The 18,309-nt window shown below is 58.5% G+C and carries 17 protein-coding genes; 6 read left to right on the forward strand and 11 right to left on the reverse strand.

Going from position 1 to position 18,309, the window contains the following annotated elements; translation table 11 throughout:
• Position 1 precedes the first annotated feature (1 nt).
• The 11 genes from LCHO_RS22780 to LCHO_RS11745 form a co-directional block, all read right to left on the reverse strand.
• Positions 2 to 1,150 carry a glycosyltransferase family 4 protein gene (locus LCHO_RS22780; RefSeq protein WP_150105464.1) on the reverse strand — a complete coding sequence of 383 codons (1,149 nt, stop codon included), beginning with the start codon at positions 1,148 to 1,150 and terminating at the stop codon, positions 2 to 4.
• Between the two features lie 108 nt (positions 1,151 to 1,258).
• Positions 1,259 to 2,260, reverse strand: a complete 1,002-nt coding sequence (locus LCHO_RS22785; RefSeq protein WP_083772720.1) for a glycoside hydrolase family 5 protein — start codon at positions 2,258 to 2,260, stop codon at positions 1,259 to 1,261.
• 72 nt (positions 2,261 to 2,332) lie between these two features.
• Positions 2,333 to 3,073: a glycosyltransferase gene (locus LCHO_RS22205; protein ID WP_012347368.1), complete on the reverse strand. Its 741-nt coding sequence runs from the start codon at positions 3,071 to 3,073 to the stop codon at positions 2,333 to 2,335.
• Positions 3,074 to 3,104: 31 nt separating this feature from the next.
• Entirely contained in the window at positions 3,105 to 4,550 is a 1,446-nt protein-coding gene (locus LCHO_RS22790) for an O-antigen ligase family protein (RefSeq protein ID WP_012347369.1), read from the reverse strand.
• 59 nt (positions 4,551 to 4,609) lie between these two features.
• The gene (locus tag LCHO_RS22795; protein WP_012347370.1) at positions 4,610 to 6,109 is read right to left on the reverse strand and encodes an oligosaccharide flippase family protein; all 1,500 of its coding nucleotides are present in this window, start codon (positions 6,107 to 6,109) and stop codon (positions 4,610 to 4,612) included.
• Between the two features lie 88 nt (positions 6,110 to 6,197).
• Positions 6,198 to 7,655, reverse strand: coding sequence for a mannose-1-phosphate guanylyltransferase/mannose-6-phosphate isomerase (locus tag LCHO_RS11720; protein WP_150105465.1), 1,458 nt, complete (start codon positions 7,653 to 7,655; stop codon positions 6,198 to 6,200).
• Positions 7,656 to 7,668: 13 nt separating this feature from the next.
• Complete coding sequence (gmd, locus tag LCHO_RS11725) at positions 7,669 to 8,793, reverse strand: GDP-mannose 4,6-dehydratase (protein WP_012347372.1); 1,125 nt, start codon at positions 8,791 to 8,793, stop codon at positions 7,669 to 7,671.
• A 32-nt stretch (positions 8,794 to 8,825) separates the two neighbouring features.
• Positions 8,826 to 9,764, reverse strand: a complete 939-nt coding sequence (locus LCHO_RS11730; RefSeq protein ID WP_012347373.1) for a GDP-L-fucose synthase family protein — start codon at positions 9,762 to 9,764, stop codon at positions 8,826 to 8,828.
• Between the two features lie 36 nt (positions 9,765 to 9,800).
• A complete protein-coding gene (epsI, locus tag LCHO_RS11735) occupies positions 9,801 to 10,517 on the reverse strand; it encodes an exosortase-associated protein EpsI, B-type (protein ID WP_012347374.1) in 717 nt (238 codons plus the stop codon).
• The gene (gene xrtB / locus LCHO_RS11740; RefSeq protein WP_338033614.1) at positions 10,514 to 11,434 is read right to left on the reverse strand and encodes an exosortase B; all 921 of its coding nucleotides are present in this window, start codon (positions 11,432 to 11,434) and stop codon (positions 10,514 to 10,516) included. The genes epsI and xrtB overlap by 4 nt, the downstream gene beginning before the upstream one ends.
• Positions 11,435 to 11,642: 208 nt before the next feature.
• Positions 11,643 to 12,290, reverse strand: a complete 648-nt coding sequence (locus tag LCHO_RS11745; RefSeq protein ID WP_012347376.1) for a fibronectin type III domain-containing protein — start codon at positions 12,288 to 12,290, stop codon at positions 11,643 to 11,645.
• A 613-nt stretch (positions 12,291 to 12,903) separates the two neighbouring features.
• Here LCHO_RS11745 and LCHO_RS11750 point away from each other — a divergent pair.
• The 6 genes from LCHO_RS11750 (at position 12,904) to LCHO_RS11775 (ending at position 18,241) form a co-directional block, all read left to right on the forward strand.
• A complete protein-coding gene (locus LCHO_RS11750; protein ID WP_012347377.1) occupies positions 12,904 to 13,176 on the forward strand; it encodes a type II toxin-antitoxin system ParD family antitoxin in 273 nt (90 codons plus the stop codon).
• Between the two features lie 259 nt (positions 13,177 to 13,435).
• Positions 13,436 to 14,380: a GSU2403 family nucleotidyltransferase fold protein gene (locus LCHO_RS11755; RefSeq protein WP_012347378.1), complete on the forward strand. Its 945-nt coding sequence runs from the start codon at positions 13,436 to 13,438 to the stop codon at positions 14,378 to 14,380.
• A gap of 76 nt (positions 14,381 to 14,456) precedes the next feature.
• A complete protein-coding gene (locus tag LCHO_RS11760) occupies positions 14,457 to 15,233 on the forward strand; it encodes a hypothetical protein (RefSeq protein ID WP_012347379.1) in 777 nt (258 codons plus the stop codon).
• Positions 15,230 to 16,096, forward strand: a complete 867-nt coding sequence (locus LCHO_RS11765; protein ID WP_012347380.1) for a hypothetical protein — start codon at positions 15,230 to 15,232, stop codon at positions 16,094 to 16,096. The genes LCHO_RS11760 and LCHO_RS11765 overlap by 4 nt, the downstream gene beginning before the upstream one ends.
• Positions 16,096 to 17,421 (forward strand): hypothetical protein, encoded by a 1,326-nt coding sequence (locus LCHO_RS11770; RefSeq protein WP_012347381.1) that lies wholly within the window; start codon positions 16,096 to 16,098, stop codon positions 17,419 to 17,421. Before LCHO_RS11765 ends, LCHO_RS11770 begins: the two co-directional genes overlap by 1 nt.
• 85 nt (positions 17,422 to 17,506) lie before the next feature.
• Positions 17,507 to 18,241: a hypothetical protein gene (locus LCHO_RS11775; protein WP_012347382.1), complete on the forward strand. Its 735-nt coding sequence runs from the start codon at positions 17,507 to 17,509 to the stop codon at positions 18,239 to 18,241.
• The last annotated feature ends 68 nt before the right edge of the window (positions 18,242 to 18,309 follow it).

Genomic DNA, 18,309 nt, shown 5'->3' on the forward strand with positions numbered 1-18,309 from the left:
GTTATTCGACAATACCTTCATAACTACTCACAAGCGGTTTAAGTACAGCACACCATTCGAAATACGTTCGGGCGCGCTCTACCGTCTTTGAGCGATCCGACCAAGTTACTTCTTTAAGAGTGTCGCGTATTGCACCAATAAAAGCTTCGTCTACACTTTGCCCAACAACGCATCCACCACCCAGTGACGCATATTCGCATAACGAACCGACGTTTGTAGCCACCACCGGTACCCCATACGACAGCGCAGTAAAAATTACGCCACTTTGGTCAATCTTGCGATAGGGCATCACCATAACATCTGATGCCGCCAGCAATTTAGATGCCTCATTGTGCTCAATATAGCGATCGAACCAAATCACTTTCATACCATTATTATTTTTTGCCAATTTCGAACTAATGCTCTCCCGCAATTCAGAATCAGCACAGACGCCAGCAATAACAAAGACCCATTGATCAGTTGGACGCACAAATTGATCAGTGGCGACAATAAATTCCTCAAGACCCTTATATCGCATTACCTTCCCAAAAGACAACACTACTCTCTCGTCGTCGCCAACCCCTAAAATTTTTTTTCTACCATAATCTCGATCCGCAGGATCGAGATTAGAAAACAAATCTATTCCATGCTCAATTATGACGATCTTATCTGGCGACACCCCAAATTCACCAATCAAACTCTGACGCATCAATTTCGTGTGTACAACAAGGAGGTTTGGCAGCCGATAAACAATCCCATAAATTATACGAGTCAATCGCCCCTCACTGTCATGCGGAAGTAAGTTGTGAACCGACAATACCCAGTTCCTGATAAATAGTCGCGCCAAGAAAGATTCGAGCAATACGGCCAAGTTACCCCTCATAGAGAACAAGCCATTAAAATGAAATATTGCACGACGATCCTTGATCGCCAGCCCAAAATATGAAAACCAATACTTGGCCATATTACATACTTTGGCAATAAAGCCACGACCCGATTCCTGACTTCCGCGTAACGGCATAACCTTAACGGACGACGCCAATCTGCCGACAAGAGTATTGTCAGAGGCAATCATAATTACCTCACAATTTGATTGGGCCGCCAACCCGTTTGCAAAACCAACCTCGTACTCTTGCTGAAAACCATGAGGAAGAAGATAAACCCTGACCACCAGTCACCCCGTTAACAAACTAAATTTATCAACCCAACACAACAAGTAGCCCGACTTGCACGCAACATCCACATTAAAAACTCAGTCAATAAATCATAATAATAATAATTATTTACTGGTAGTTATATATGATTTTATTTTCTTCATTAACAGCCTCTCCTCACCATTCCTAGGCTCAAGTGAGAGAATATTTTTTGGACTAAACGCACCCCCTGCCCAATAATACGAATCTATGCATGCGTTTTTCGTGATAGCGTAAAACTCTTGTACGCCAGAAAACCACTTATCATCGTCACTCGGAACACCAAATTCGCCGATTACGCCTACTTTCCCGTACTTTTTTAGCCATGCGAAGTACGGTGCAAGTCGGTCTCTCACACGAGATTCGGGGTCGGATTTTGGATGCCCCTCGAGATAACGCCCACTGGCATCATCGTCAAGATAGAGATGAACCTCGTATCGCTCTCGGCCCTCGGGATCAATAACAAATGGGCGTGGGTTAGCCTGAACCCATTGGACCGCATTGCTCCACCCGTCACCGCCAATATAAATATCTTTTCGACGATCAGAATCCCTTATTCCATCGACACCGAATTGGGCCATCCGGTGCCACACACGCCGCGCATCGTTCGGTTCATTCATGAGGCCATACGCGGCAATGCTGCCGTGCTCCCGAAGGCGCATCGCAATTCTTTTCCATACATCCCTGAATGCAGCACCATCAATATCTACGCCAACGATCTTTCCTCTATATCTTCCATAGTTATGAAGATCAATTACAACCTTTACTCCAACCCTTTCCGCATCCCGAGCAACTCGTTCTATGGACCTGACATACTGCTCATGCAAGTCGCCATATAACTCAGGCTGGATTCTTTCCCAAAGAATTGGCAGTCTGATCGCCCCAAACCCTGTTCGCATGTATTTTTCAATTTGAATACTCGTTGGAAATTTGTATTCAATTCCCTCCACTCCCGGAAGTACGCTCGGTGCAAACTCGGCCCCAGCAAGATTTATTCCCATAACCGGATTTATACACGCAGCCCTGGCGGACAAAGAGAGCAGCCATGCTACCAACGCAACGTAAATTAACTGCTTCCGAATCATCATGCAGGATTTCACCAAACATAAGTACAGAGTTCTTTGACTACTATGACCATCCCTCACTTCAGATTCCGTCAATCAACGAACCTCTCGAAATCTTCTGTAAACATATCTCAGCGCGAACTCCGGCCATAGATAAGGCGGAGAGTTTTTGAACCGGGTCAAGAAGTCTTCATTAAAAGACTGCAATGCAAATTTTGTTGTAGAACTTTCACCATGCCGCCGGAATACGCCAAGATACTCGTCCATTTGAACTGGAACATAGCACCTAGAGAGGCGAAGCCATAAGTCATAGTCCATTGCAAGACGATATTTATCAGAAAATCCACCCATCTGAATAAATACGTCCCTCATAATAAAAGTTGCACAATGCGGAATAATATTTCTTCGCATCAGCGTCGGAACGGAGTACTTCCGGACCGGATAAGAAGGCGGCGCAAGAACACCGTCCCTTAGATTATAAAATCTCCCATAGAGCCACTTCGTACCCGCATTATCTTCAAATGCACGAGCAACTCGCGAAAGAACGCTTGAATTAGCAAAATAGTCGTCTGCATGCAGGTGCGCAATAATTTCGCCCGATGCAACAGATACCCCCGCATTCATTGCCTTTGAAATACCCCCTCTTATATTATTGAGAACCACCTTTTTGCATGTAACGGCATCAATTTTTTCGAGAGTTCCATCTTCAGAACCTCCATCCACAAATACTATCTCAAACCCCTCGTAAAATTGACTTGTGATTGAGGTTATGCAGTCGGAAATATAATCCGAACTATTCCAACAACATACAATTATGGAAAATTTCGGCTGATCCATGTGTTTTATAAGTTAAATGATGTGCATTGGATCACGGCAATGGCGTCGATTGCCCGACACACAACCGCTCTGTATTTTTATCTGCAAGTCCCCATAACATTAGCAGCACAAGTAAAAAAAACGTCTCACCAGTTCCTATCGCAGCCACCTTGAGAGGCGCTTCCGTTATACATCGAAAGGTAAACAACAGAAAAATTGCAACGGAACCCCCGTAGGTAGACACCCTAGCCTTGAAGCAGTAAAGCAGGGAAGCAACAAAAAAAACCCCGAAACCTAGAATTCCACACACACCAGATTCAGACATAGACTGAAGCAATTGGTTGTGAGCATGATATGCATAATTCATCCCAATCGAAGCTCTGAAGTCTGCCCCCCAAATTCCAAGACCATATCCGAACATTGGATTCCTCTCGAACTCATAAATTGCTGTTCGCCAAATATCAGACCGGCCCGACATCGTGCTAAAGTCAATCGCCGAATTAATTTTCGACGCCACAGAAGCAAGTTCTCTTGGCATACCGATTATCGAAAACATTAATAAGACAAGAGTCGCCGCAGATAATGCGAAACCAGCTATCACATGAGGCAGCCCCATAACATATGGTCCTGAATAATCAGCATTCCTTTTCCCACACGCGAATGAAGCCACTACCATTCCAACCATCGCTGCACCAATAGACGTTTTTGATTGAGAGATAATCAGAACAAAAGTTCCAACCAAATAGAATGAGGATCTTGCCAGAAAACTTCTGCTGGGCACCGATACCTCTAAAAACAACAGAAGTGCAGCAAGAGGGCCGATTGCGTTCGCATGAGGAGCAAGCCCCCAGAAACGATATGAAAACCCAGGAATAACCCCCTTATATCCAGGCGCCAGTACTTGATTAAAATCCAATGCAATGTATAAAACCGACACAACCATGTAGATAAGCAATATTAACTTTGCACACCGAAGACCAGCAATCAAACCGGCGCCAGGCGACAATAACATTGCAGAAAAAGCGATAATCCAATACACCGGTTTTTGCTCAAAACCTCCCTCAGTCCCAAAGACCTGGGAAATGAAGTACATGAAAACGAAAGATAAAAAGAGTGTACTAAGCCTCGGAAACAAAGACCACTTCAAAGCATTACCCGACTCATCGCGGCTTCTCCAAACATGGGCAATAATTTTTACAACCAGGTAGCTACCACCCAACGACAGAACAAATAGATTTGCAACACGTGAAATCCAATTTACATATGGCGAAATATTCAGATCTACTGAGTTTACAGCAAGACTCGCAAGCTGCAAGTTTCTCTCCGTCAGCATCCCCGAGATGAGAAATACCAAGCCAGACAGGGATACCAAGACTGACGGAATATACAGTTCAAAAATGGCCAAGTTTTTCTTGACCCAAGAAAGCAGACTAGCCTGAATACCTACAACAACAAGTGCCCCCAAGGCCGAGAGCATGATCAATATTGACTCAGTCATCACTCACCTCTCGGAGTTCGTGGTCGAAACCTACTCATAAATACATTCATGCGATCACCTTAGCGACCTGCAAAGTACGGTAGCAACCGAGGACGAATCAAGTCATTTAATTCACGAGTTCCAGTAGTATAAATGACGACGCCGATAACAACTGGAAAACACAAAAAACATGTAAAAACCAGAGTTAGCATTTGCAATGCTGGGCTCAGTTGACTAGAAAATGCTATGTACATAACGCCATTGACTAGCACACCAATTGCTATTGCAGCTACAACACCACCTATTAAAGACCGCGCCATTTCAGCTCTAGTTGCACCTACTGCCCTACTAATCTGCCTAACCGTCCAAATAGCTCGAATTAACACACAAGGAAGCACCGCCCATGCGATTGCAGCGGGATTCGATGCTGTTATGGAAGCGTACGCAGCTATACCTATCATGACAGCGCCAACGAATTGAGCTTTCGCATCGCTTGACACTTTGCCGATTGACCACAAAAGCGGCGTAAGCAGTCCAGATAGCCCATAGAAAGCCATAGTTAGCGCAGCAGGACTCAATACAAGGGCAGCATCCATCCACTCAGAACCGTAAAGGGCGCTAATAATTGTGTCTGAGGACGTAGATATCACAAACATAAGTGGCAAGAATATCAATCCACCCACTTCAAGCAAAAGGTGCAGCGCCTTTTTTATGTTCTCCCTATTCTGACTTGAGTCGCGCGATGCAGTTGCAAAAATAACTTGTTGCGCAGTAGATAAAATCTGTGATGTTGCTGTAAATATCAGATTACTGGCAACAGTGTAATTGGCAAGCTGAGACGGCAGGTAGCCATACCCAACAATTGTCTTATCAATACTTGTTCCCAGCCACGTCGATATGTTACTAACGAGTGCTGACAAGCCAAATTTCGTCAATTCCTTTTCTTCCGGATGTCTAAATCTTATGCCTATAGGAGGCCGCGCTCGCACAAACAGAATTATTGTTGTGAGAACGACTTGCGCTACCCATGCGAACGCCAAACTCCATACGCCAGCACCAAAATGCGCCAATGGGATACCAACAAAGGCATAGCCAAAAAATATACCACTCAACTGGGATATTTGGATTCCACGATAATCCAAGTTTCTACGCAACAAGTTCATTGAAACAGAGCCAATCGACGACAACCAACATACAATCCCCATAAGGCGAATTACACTTGGCGCACTATCTCCTGCATTAAAAAACGCAGAAAAATAAGGCGCAAAAATCCAAATGAAAAAGAAAGTTACCGCTCCAGTTATGTTTTGCCACGTCGACACAAAAATAGTTATTTCGTCATCCAGCCTACTCTTTTGGATGAGCGACGCACCTATTCCGCCGTCCGCTATGTAATTCGCAATCCCAACAATAATTGCACCGACAGCAAATACCCCATATTCAGCCGGGCCAATAATTCTTGCCAACACTATCTGTGCAATCAATTGAATTGCAACTCTACCCAGGGTGCCAATATACCCCCAGATGGCGGCCGTCTTTGCCTTGCCCAATAATCCATTACTCGAGACAGCTTTATTCATAATCCATCTGAAAGACAACAATAAGACGAACTAATTACTCGTTCTGAACTGCAATATGGCCCGCCTATAATTCATAGTCATCTATGATTTATTGATTCCGCCCATAGACATCCTCGAACCGCACGATGTCATCCTCACCCAGATAACTGCCCGACTGCACCTCGATGATCTCGAGCGGCATCTTGCCGGGATTGGCCAGGCGATGCGTCTGGCCCAGCGGGATGTAGGTCGACTGGTTCTCGCTCAGGATCATGACGCGGTCGCCGTTGGTGATCTCGGCGGTGCCGCTGACGACGATCCAGTGTTCGGCGCGGTGGTGGTGCATCTGCAGGCTCAAGCTCGCACCGGGCTTGACCATGATGCGTTTGACCTGGTGGCGCGGGCCGTGGTCGATGCTGTCGTACCAGCCCCAGGGGCGGTGCACCTTGCGGTGCAGGCTGTGTTCGGTGCGTTTCTGGGCGTCGAGCAGGTTGACGATCTTCTTGACGTCCTGGCTGCGGCTGCGATCGGCCACCATCACGGCGTCGGGGGTTTCGATCACGACCACATCGTCGAGGCCGACCACGCTGACCAGGCGGCTGGTGGCGTGCACCAGGGTGTTGTGGCTGTCCTGGGCGATGACGTCACCGAAGGCGGCGTTGCCGGCGGCGTCCTTGGTGGCGGCCTGCCAGACGGCGTCCCAGGCGCCCAGGTCGTTCCAGCCGGCCGACAGCGGCACCATGCGGATGTCGAACTCGCTTTGCGGGCAGCGCTCCATCACGGCGTAGTCGACCGATTCGCTGGGCACGGCGGCGAACAGCGCCTTGGACGGGCGCACGAACTTGGCGTCGGTGGCGCTGGCCTCGAAGGCGGCGCGGGTGGTGGTGGCGATGTCGGGGCGGAAGCGCTCGAGCGCGGCCATCCACACCGAGGCCTTGAGCACGAACATGCCGCTGTTCCAGCTGTAGCTGCCCTCGGCGAGGTAGCGCTGCGCGGTGGCGAGGTCGGGTTTCTCGACGAACTGCATCACCCGGGCGGCGCCGGTTTCAGGGGTGCTGCGGATGTAGCCGTAGCCGGTTTCCGGGCGGTCGGGCGTGATGCCGAGGATGACGATGGCGCCATCGGCGGCCAGCCGGGCCGATTGCTGCAGCGCAGCGGTGAAGGCCGCCAGGTCGGCGACGACGTGATCGGCCGCGACGATGACGAGCACCGGGTCGGCGCCCCCGGCCTGCGCCTGCAGGGCCGCCAGGGTGATGGCCGGCGCGGTGTTGCGGCCCATCGGCTCGAGCAGCACGGCGCTGGGATCGCAGCCCACTTCGCGCAGCTGGTCGAGCACCAGGAAGCGGTGTTCTTCGTTGCCGACGATCAGCGGCGCGGCCACCGCCAGGTCAGGCGCGGCCAGATCGACCAGGCGCAACGCGGCTTGCTGGAACAGGCTGCGGTTGCTGTCGTCGAGCACCAGGAACTGCTTGGGATAGCCCGCACGCGACAGCGGCCACAGCCGCGTGCCGCTGCCGCCGGCCATGATGACGGGTTGAACTGCAGTTTTTCCTTGGGAAATTTTCATGACTATTCCCGATTCACTCGTGGTGATCGAAGGCCTGGAAACCCGCCATCTTGACCAGGCTGTCCTTGCGCGCTGAGGTGTAGTCGGCCTCGATCATTTCCTTGACCAATTCGTCGAAGGTGGTACGCGGCGTCCAGCCCAGCTTGACCTTGGCCTTGGTCGGGTCGCCGAGCAGGGTTTCGACTTCGGTCGGGCGGTAGTAGCGCGGGTCGACCTTGACCACCACGTCACCCACCTTGCATGTAGCCTGTTTGCCAGTGACCGACGCCACGTAGCCGTATTCGTTTTCGCCTTTACCCTCAAACGCAATCGTGATGCCCAACTCGGCAGCCGCCTTCTCGACGAACTGGCGCACGCTGTACTGCACGCCGGTGGCGATGACGAAGTCTTCGGCCTGGCTCTGCTGCAGCATCAGCCACTGCATCTCGACGTAATCGCGCGCGTGGCCCCAGTCGCGCAGCGCGCTCATGTTGCCCAGGTACAGGCAGTCCTGCAGGCCCAGCGCGATGCGGGCGACGGCACGCGTGATCTTGCGAGTGACGAAGGTCTCGCCGCGGATCGGGCTCTCGTGGTTGAACAGCACGCCGTTGCAGGCGTAGATGCCGTAGGCCTCGCGGTAGTTGACCGTGATCCAGTAGGCGTACATCTTGGCCACCGCGTAGGGGCTGCGCGGGTAGAAGGGCGTGGTTTCCTTCTGCGGGGTTTCCTGCACCAGACCGTAGAGCTCGCTGGTGGACGCCTGGTAGAAACGGGTCTTCTTTTCCAGGCCGCAGATGCGGATGGCTTCGAGCAGCCGCAGCGCGCCGATGCCGTCGGCGTTGGCGGTGTATTCGGGCTCCTCGAACGAGACGGCGACGTGGCTCTGTGCGGCCAGGTTGTAGATCTCGTCGGGCTGCACCAGCTGGACGATGCGCACCAGGCTGGTCGAGTCGGTCAGGTCACCGTAGTGCAGGGTGAAGTTGCGCTGCTCGACGTGCGGATCCTGGTACAGGTGGTCGATGCGGTCGGTGTTGAACAGGCTGCTGCGGCGCTTGATGCCGTGGACTTTGTAGCCCTTCTTGAGCAGGAACTCGGCGAGGTAGGCGCCGTCTTGGCCCGTAACGCCGGTGATGAGGGCGACTTTTTGTTTTTCGGTCATGGATATTCTTCCTGAATGATTTTTATCGAAGATTAAACAGAGATCGGGGTATGAAACGGCGCAGCCTCATAAGCCAGCCGGATGCCGTTGCGCAGCGAGGTGCTCGCGCTCCAGCCCAGGCTCTTGAGCCGGCTCACATCCAGCAGCTTGCGCGGCGTGCCGTCGGGCTTGCTGGCGTCAAAGACGATGCGGCCCTCGAAACCGACGATCTGCATCACGGTTTCGGCCAGTTCACGGATGGTCACGTCCTCGCCGGTGCCGATGTTGACGAGCGGGCCGTCGTAGCCGGTTTCCATCAGGTGCACGCAGGCGTCGGCCAGGTCGTCGACGTACAGGAACTCGCGCTTGGGTGTGCCGCTGCCCCAGACCACGTATTCGGCGTCGCCGCGTTGTTTGGCCTCGTGCGCCTTGCGCAGCAGCGCCGGCAGCACGTGGCTGTTGGCGAGGTCGTAGTTGTCGTTGGGGCCGTAGAGGTTGGTCGGCATCGCGCTGATGTACTGCCGGCCGTACTGGCGGTTGTAGCTTTCGGCCAGCTTGATGCCGGCGATCTTGGCGATGGCGTAGGGCTCGTTGGTCTGTTCGAGCGGGCCGGTCAGCAGATAGTCCTCCTTGATCGGCTGCGGGCAGTCGCGCGGGTAGATGCAGCTGCTGCCCAGGAACATCAGGCGCTGCACGCCGGCTAGGTGGGCGCCGTGGATCAGGTTGGCCTCGATCAGCAGGTTCTGGTACAGGAAGTCGGCACGGTACAGGTTGTTGGCCTGGATTCCGCCGACCTTGGCTGCGGCGATGAAGATGTAGTCGGGCTTCTGTTCGGCCAGGAAGGCGTGCACCGCGCGCTGGTCGAGCAGGTCGAGTTCGGCGTGGGTGCGGGTGAGGATGTTGCTGTAACCCAGCGACTGGAGCCGGCGCACGATGGCCGAGCCGACCATGCCGCGGTGGCCGGTGACGTAGATTTTGCTGTTGTGGTTCATGTTCAAGGGGCGGCAGAGCGCCCACGGTGATTCAATTCAGCGCAGACCGGAGAGCCGAAACCGGTCGTCAGCGGGGATGCTGGCCAGCAGGTCACTGGCAAACTGCTGTTGCAGTTCAAATGCCCGGGCGGTGTTGTCGTCGATGCTGGAGACTCGGAATAGCAATCCGTCAGCGATGTATCCCTTCATCGCGTATTCAATTTCCTTGATCTTCTTGTCCACGCCACTGCGTACCGCGTGATCGCCGATCGTCGTCCAGTACGTCACGGGCTCTTGGCGCTGGCCGCCAAGGCTGGTCTCGATGCGGCGCACCGGGATCTGCCCCTGCGTCGTTTCAAGGGTGCCGGCCACGTTGCTCTTGAGCTGAAACCCTTGCGCCGGATAGCAGATTTCAGGCTTGTGGACCTGGAACGAGTCGCTTTGGTTTTTACCGTACGCGATCGACAGCATCACCCGCTGACCCTTTTCATTGACGTAGGTACGGGTGACGATTTCCGAGTAGAGGCTGTTGAGCAGTTCTTCTTGCTGCGGATTGACGACGCCACCGCTCACTTCAGCAAGTCGCCAGCCGGAAAACGCGGTGGGGATGGAAGGCTCGATCTTCAGAACCGGGCGGGTGTCTGCGAGTTGCAGGGTGGGCTTGAGATGGTTGGCAAAGGCCGCAGTGACGGCCATTGCTGCGGCCAGTATCAAAGCGGACGTGAGGTTCTTGGTCGGCATGGCGTTCACGTGGATGAGGTTGACCCGGCTCATGCCGCTTGGCTTGGCGCGGCATTCGTGCGGCTCGCAAGTAGCCACCGAAGCACGGAGTCGGTGCCGATGATCAGGAGCAACGCCGCCATGAACAGCACCATGCCGGCAAAGCCGTGCAGAAACCCCTGCCCGGCTTCGTCACCAAAGTGATAGGTGATGAGGGTGAGCACCATCACGCGGATCACGTTGGCCGTGAAGCTGATCGGCACGATCAGCGTGGCCAGCGCCACGTTGCGCGCCACGCTTTCGTGGCGGACGAGATTGAGATACAGCAGGCCCAGGGCCTCCAGCGTGAACAGGGTGTGCAGGCCGGCGCAAGCATCCGCCACCAGCAGTTGGTACTGTCCTACCTGCAGCACGACACCCGTGCGGCTGATGGGGTAGCCCACCCCGTGCAACACGAACTCGGCCACGTAGGACACCGCCAGCTTCATGGGCTGCGTCAGGGCATCGACCACGACGCCAGGCAACGGGATCATGAACAGCAGGAAGAACAGCCCGAACCACAGGTGCTTCATCGCGCGCGCGCCGCTCAGCAGCAGCGTGACAGCCGCAATCAGCCAGATGAGCGCGCCCACCTCGAACAGCAGGATGTCTTGCGAACGGCCCACCAGATAGAGAAGCAGTCCGATCACGAACACCGGCCAACCGACGCCACGTGCCGGCTGACTGGGCAGCGCACGCACGTCGGGCCATTTGCGCCACAGCAGCCACAGGCCGATGCCCAGCACGATGGGGCCGTGGCCCTGCTGGTCGGTCGACCAGATGCCGTGCATGAGATCCCAGAAGGTGGGCACATACATGGCCAGCAGGCCGGCGCCGGCGATCAACCAGGGCGTCAAGGGCACAGCTGCGGCCTGGGGCTGCAGCGCCGCTTCAGGCTCGGGTGTCGTGCTGTCTTGAATGGGCTGTGACACGGCGTGGCTCATTGATTAAGCAGGGTTTTCGCGAATCACCTGAGCCTAACAACCTTGAATGCGCCCCCCTCCCCCCGTTTGCCGGGGTTGCGCACCTGTGCCGCGCAGGAATTGGCGCTGTACAGGGCTGCGTGTGCGGCGTGCCTGCGACAGGGGGCGCGTTTTTTCTGCACCGGGGGCGCCGCATGCCGGGCGCTCCCTGGGTCGATCAGGCCACCATCACCTTGATCGGGTCGGTCCACAGCCCCGGGCCCTTGTTGGCAATGCCGCGCGCGCGCACCCAGAAGCTCTCGCCGGGCGGCAGGCCCTGCAGCAGGATGCGCAGGCCGGACACGGAGGTGATGACGTGTTTCCACTCGCCCGAGGGGCTGCCGTCGCCCTGGGAGATGCTGACCTCGTAGGACACGGCGCCGTTCAGGCGGGCCATGTGCACTTCGAGCGTGCCGCTGACGCGACCGCGGGTGACCCGGAACTCGGTCGGCGCCGACAGCGGCTCGTTGCTGGCAGGGCTGCGGATCGTGGGGCGGCGCAGGTCGTAGCCCGTGCTCTCCAGCATGATGGGGTCGCCCTGGGCCATCAGTTCGAGGTAGGGCGCCAGCTGGTGCAGCAGGCCTTCGAGCGTTACGCGGGCGGCGTTGCGGGCGCGGGTCTTGGCGGTATCGCGCACGTTGCCGTCGGTGTAGTTGCGGCGGTATTCGGCGAGCACGTCATTGAGCTGCGCCAGCGTGCTGACCTGCGGCGCCCAGGGCTCGGGATAGTGGATGTTGCCGGTCAACTGGCTGATGATGTAGCCGGCCTTGGCCTGGAACTCGGGTTCGCTGTGGTGGTGAAATGAAACGATCAATCTCGGCTTCATGGAGCTGCTCCCTGGTTGTTGGAGCCTTGATTCTTCAACACGATGCACCGGTCTGCAACGTTGACAAACCGGTCAGGGACGTTGCAGAGGCGGTCATGAAAGTTCTTTCCACAGTTGTGGAAACCGCTTGACCGATTGTCGGCGTTGCTTGGCAATCCCTCTGAAGGATGAAGACCGGTTCATAAATCACGTTCCACGACTCGAAAATGGGGGATACCGGTCGTGGAAGTGGACGGAACCGATCGGTTCTGCGGCTTTGTCGATCGGTGGCAACAAGTATTTCAATCGGTAAAGCGGCTTCATCAACAAGAAAACCGGCGGAACCGATCGTGGATGGGACGGAACCGATTGTGGAAAGAACAAAACCGATCGGGTTTGTGGCAGAAACGGTTGGGGGAGGAATGGGAAGGGTTGTGGATACTGGGGGATCGGTTGTGGAAGGAACAGAACTGACAGGGGGTTCGGCGGGAAGGGTTGGTAATTAATGCAAGTTGGGGAGCTTCCGCCTCTGAAATTCAGTCAGCGTGGGCGACAGAAGGCGGTGAGGGACTTGCAATCAGCGGGTGGATGTGATGACAATTGATAGCAATATTTAGTTGATGGAGGTTCGCCCATGCCCACCAGTGTTGCCCTTGGTTCGCATTTCGAGGAATTCGTGAAGTCGCAGGTCATGTCTGGCCGCTACAACAACGCCAGCGAAGTGGTACGCGAAGGCCTGCGCCTGCTCGAAGATCATCTGGAACTGCGCCGGGTGAAGTTGGACAAGCTCCGCGCGGGTCTGAAGGAAGGCCTTGACAGTGGCGCCGGCGCGCTGGCCGACGACGTTTTTGCCAGCCTCGAAGCCAAGTACCTCAAGATGGCGCAAGAGCGCGGTGAAACGCGGTGAGGGTCCGACTCTCCAAACGCAGCGAACTCGACCTCTCGGAGCGATGAGTTCGATGTCTTTCTTGAGCAACTCGTTGACGAGTTGGGCCACTTCGATGCCCTTGGCCTTGGCGCGGGCAGACAGATAAGCAAGCGCCGGTGGTGCACATGGACGAGACAAGCTCGACATCGAGCGCCACCAAGTGTGCGGGGCTCAAGAGCACAAGTTGTTGATTTATAGTGATTCACCGCAATGGATTGCTTTTGGCTGATTCACGGTGATGAACTATCTCCCACTTTCTGACAACGCTGCGCGCCAGGTCATCGACTCGATGACCATCTTCACCGAGTTCCAGCGAGTGAAGGTTCAGGCGCAGTCCTACGCCGGCAGCATGTACTGGAAGCAGGAGGGCGGCCACGAGTATCTGGTCAAGACCCGGCCACGCCGGCGCACGCAAGAACGTTTGGGCGCCCGTTCGGAGCAGACCGAGTGCATTTTCAGCGAGTACACCGCGCGCAAGCAGGCGATCGAATCGCGCCTGAAGTTGCTGCATGAGGCGCTCATCGAGGCCCAGCGCATGAACAAGGCGCTGAAGACCGGGCGCACACCCAACCTCGTGGTGACTTTGCTCGGGGTGCTGGAGGACGCCGGTTTGACGAAACACTTCACCGTCGTCGGCACGCACGCGTTGTATGCCTACGAGACGGCAGCGGGGGTTCGCCTCGTCCCGGGCGCGCTGGCAACCCAAGATGTTGATCTGTTGTGGGATGCACGCAAGCGCGTGCAGTTCATGACCGACCTCGCGGAACTCGACGCTTCGATGCTGTCCATTCTCCAGCGAGCTGACCCGACCTTCGAGCGCAAAGAGGGTCAGTACGAAACCGCCATCAATGCCCGCGGGTTCGAGGTTGATTTTCTGCGCCGCCAGCCGGTCGACGATGATCCGCACCCCTTCTGCTTTTCGGCGGATGAGGGCGATCTGTGGCCGGTCCAGGCGGTGCGCGCGTCGGTGCTGACGAGCGCGCCACGCTTCGAACATCTGGTCATTTCAGCCACCGGGCGCATGGTGGTGATGCGCACCATCGCGCCGGCCTCGTTCGTGGAGTTCAAGCGCTGGTTGGCCGAGAAAGCGCCCCAGCGCGAAGAAACCAAGCGTCGCCGCGACCGCCTGCAAGCCGATATCGTTCAAGAGCTTCTGGACCAGAAACTGCTTTTTCCACGGTGAAGAATGTTGACGCCACGCGACGCGAGTCGTTCAATCGACACGGCGCAACCAGCCCCCACGCACACCGAGCCGCACCATGCCGAACCCGCGGGTTTCTTCTCCTCTGGCGCGCGGCTGCGGGGTCGGCCAGCGCTTGCGTGCGATCGACCTGCGCCTGGGCAAGCTCGAATCGGCGCCATCGCCGCCAGCGCCGGCGCCCGGGGTTGTGGCGCGTCTGCTGGGCGGCCTGGTGTCGGCCTGGCCGCAGTTGTTCAGCAGCGTGGTGATGCTGGTGCTGGGGTTCGCGGTGAAGGATTCGGTGGACATCGCGATCCGTCAGCAGCAGTTGCAGCAGAACTTTGCCGCCGGCGCACGCAGCGGGCTGGAGCAGATGACACGCGAGGGCGCGGGCCCCGAGGTGACCAAGCAGGCGGCGGCGGTGATCGCGTCCTTCGGGTCCGCGGCGGTGATGCCGCTGGTCAACGAGCTGCGGGCCGGCGGCAACCGCACCGTGGGCGCCGAGGCCGGGCTGGGTGCGCTGACGCTGACCGAGCCTGAGGCGGTGTGCAGCGCGCTGCGGCGGGCGCTGGCTCATTCGGGCCAGTGGCTGCAGGCGGAGGCCTACATGGCGACGGTGCGCACGCTGGCATTGGCCGATTGCACCGATGCGCTGGCGGTGCTGCGCGATCACCGGGTGCGGCTGGGCGCCGCATCGGCCGCCGGTGGCGAAACGACCCGGCCGCTGATGGAGCAGCGCCCCACGCCGCAGCAGCTCAAGAGCGCGATCGAGGAGGTGGACAAGGCGATCGCCCTGCTCGAAGCCCTGCCCGATCGCCGCTGGGGCCGCTGGTTGGGCCGCGGGAGCCCGGCATGATCGCCCGCCGTCGTCGCGCCTGGCGCCTGGCCTTCTGTGCGGTGCTGGCGGCCCTGCTGGCGGCGCTGCACGGTGGCGCGCGGGCGTCGCTGGGTGAATGCCGGGTGCCGGAGCAGGCGCCGTATGTGGTGTTTCTGAGCGAGCCGACGTTTTCTGCGGACGCGTTCGCGTCACGGGAGCAGATGCTCAAGGAGTTCGATCGCCTGCATCTGCACCTGGCCCAGCGGCGCGACGAGGACATGGCGGGCCTGATCGGCATCCCGTTCAAGGTGGCGCGCTGCGCCGGGCGGGTGCCGGCGATCGACGGCGCGGATTTCACGGCCGACGTGGTGCGCAGCCTCTACACGCGCAGCGTGGTGATCGAGGTCTGGGGTTTCCTGGACCGCGCACCGCGTGTGGGCGGCGTCGCGGGCCCCAAGGCACAGATGAACTACCTGCTGATGCCGCTCAGCCGCGCCCACCACGAGCGTGGTTTGCAGGTGCCGGCGCTGCATCGTTTCGACTATCCGGATGGCGACATCCGTGCGGCCGACCATGTGGGCCTGGTGTCGAACCGCGATCTGTATGCCTTCGTGGCCAGCGCGATCGGCGTGATGGCTTTCGACGGCGACGAGTTCCCGAAGGCGCACGAGTACCTGTGCGCCGCCTTCGGGCGCCTGGGTGCCGTGCGCGAGCGCCTGGTCAGGCAGCCGCAGGGCCAGGGCCAGGCCCAGGCGGCCGAGGTGGAGGCCCTGCGCCAGCATGTGATGAGCCTGGCCGGCAAGGCGCTGGAGCAGATCCGCAAGCGTGCGCCCGCCGGCGCCAACGCAGCGGCGGGCCTGCAGGTGTCGGCGCAACCCTGCGGCGCGGCGGTGAGGCCGTGATGAACGCCATCACGCTGTTGCGGCTGGCGGCCATGCTGCTGCTGTTGATCGGCAGCCTGGGAGCGCGTGCCGGCGGGCGACTGCCCTGCCAGGAGGCGCGGGTGTTCGGCGAAGCGGCGGTCAATGCGTTCGTGCTGCCGTACCGCGATGCCCGCTCCGACACCCAGCCCCACGGATCGGCGAGCTGGCGGTTGCCGGCGCTGATCCAGCAGGAGGTGCTGATGTCGCTGCTCAAGTACGGCAGCGTGGGCGTCGTCGAGGTGACCCAGAACGGCACGGCCGTCTGCGACGTGCGCGAGGTGATCGCGCGCGCCACCCAGGGCACGGGGTCGGGCCGCCTGAAGCCGGGGCACGGCCTGGTGCTGATCTGGGGGCGCATCTACGAGGACGGGCCGCAGCTGTACGTGCAGAGCTACCTGCGCTTCTTGCGGCGCGACGAGGCCGATGCCATCACGGTGGCACTGCCGGCGCGCACGGGCCCGCCGTTGCTGCTCGATGCGACGCTGCCGGCACAGGCGGTGGCCATGCCGCCGCGACGCATCAGCCAGAAGGACATCCGGGAGATCGAGGCGCAGGCCCGCAAGGCGCTGGTGCTGCACGACCGGCCGGATCCGAACGCCAACCCGCAGCCCTTCGTCACCGACCCGGAAACGCCGTTTTCGTACGGCGTGACGAAGACGAATGGCGACTGGATGTACATCACCACCCTGGGGCGTGGGGGCTGGGTGCGCGTGCGCAACGAGGCCAGCGGCTGGTCGCTGCGCCGCTTTCTGCCCGAGCTGGCCTACCTGGATGCCGTGGCGGGCTATCTGCGCCTGCGCGCGGCGCGTGTCGTGCCGCTGACGGTGAACCCGGTGCGCCTGATGGGCCATGTCGACGCCGGCTTTGCTGAGTTCGACCAGGCGGTGGGCGCCGACGCCGCCCCTGACGCGCGGGCCCTGGCCCGGGCGATGCGGGGCCTGCTGCAGTGGCAGGCCGACGCCATCCAGCCGACCGACGAATCACGCCGCAGCGCCGCCCTGGCCTTTGCCGAAGCGGCGTCGCTGACACCGGAGTCGCCCATGCTGCGCAACCTGGCGGCCGTGAGCGCACCGTACCGAACGCTGCCCATCAAGACCGGCGCCGAGGCACTGGCGGAGGTCGACGCCGGCCTGCTGGGCGCCCTGGCCCTGGACGGCGGCAACCCGCTGGTGCTGCGCAACCTGGAGCGCGTCTACGACCGGCTGGCTGCCGAGGAGGCTCAGACGGTGTATGACGCGCAGGAGCTGAAGCGGCGGCAGGTGCTGGTGAGGGCGGTGCCGAGGAGTGGCACTCTGCGCAATTGAAGGGGATGTGCAGGCGCGCGGGCTTGACGCCGACGCTGGCGCGGCACTACACCAGAGCACCGACCCGCCTTGCGAAAACCCCACCATGAGCGACACCCCCAAAAGCGAGCAGCGCTCGCCCGATCAGTGGACCGGCCCGGCCAAGTGGGCGGTGATCGGCGTGGTGGCGATCACGTTCATGGTGATGTTCAAGAGCGAGCTCGGCAACATGCTGGGCCGCGCCGAGGAGGTGAGCGTGAGCGCGGACGGCGGGGTCACGGTCAAGCTGGCCACCGTCAAGACGCCGCTGGGCGAGACGGTGCTGTCGAACACCGGCGCCGAGCTCACGCAGCCGGGCGCGCAGGGCAAGCCGGCGCCATTGCCGGAGTCGGCGATGGCGCAGTACACCGATCCGTCGTACGGCTACAGCCTGGCCTGGCCGCAGAACGGCAACTGGCTGCGCGACGACGCCATCGCCCAGCAGTTCGGCGCGGCGCTGGTGGTGCGGCATCGGCAGGCCTACGGCAATTTCACGCCCAACGTGAACGTGACGCTCGAGCAGGTGGGCGGCCTCACGGTCGACACCTGGATGCAGGCCGGCAACGCCACCTTCGCGGCGGCGGGTTTCCAGCTGGTGAGCATGCAGACCGACCAGGCCACGCAATCGGGCGTGCGTGTCACGCGGCACACCGGCGTGCAGGGCGTGCTGTACCAGATCCAGCGCGTGATCGTGCGCAACGGCGTGGCGTTCGTGGTCACGGCCAGCAAGCTCGAGCAGGCCGATGCGCCGGGGCTGTACGAGCAGATGGGGCAGATCCTGAATTCGTTTCAGGTGGGGTGAACGAAAACCGGCACCCGACTGGTGCATCCGACCCCGCACGTTGGCCTCGTCTTGGGGCAATCCTCGGA

The sequence above is a fragment of the Leptothrix cholodnii SP-6 genome (assembly GCF_000019785.1).
Classification (GTDB): Bacteria; Pseudomonadota; Gammaproteobacteria; order Burkholderiales; family Burkholderiaceae_C; genus Sphaerotilus; species Sphaerotilus cholodnii.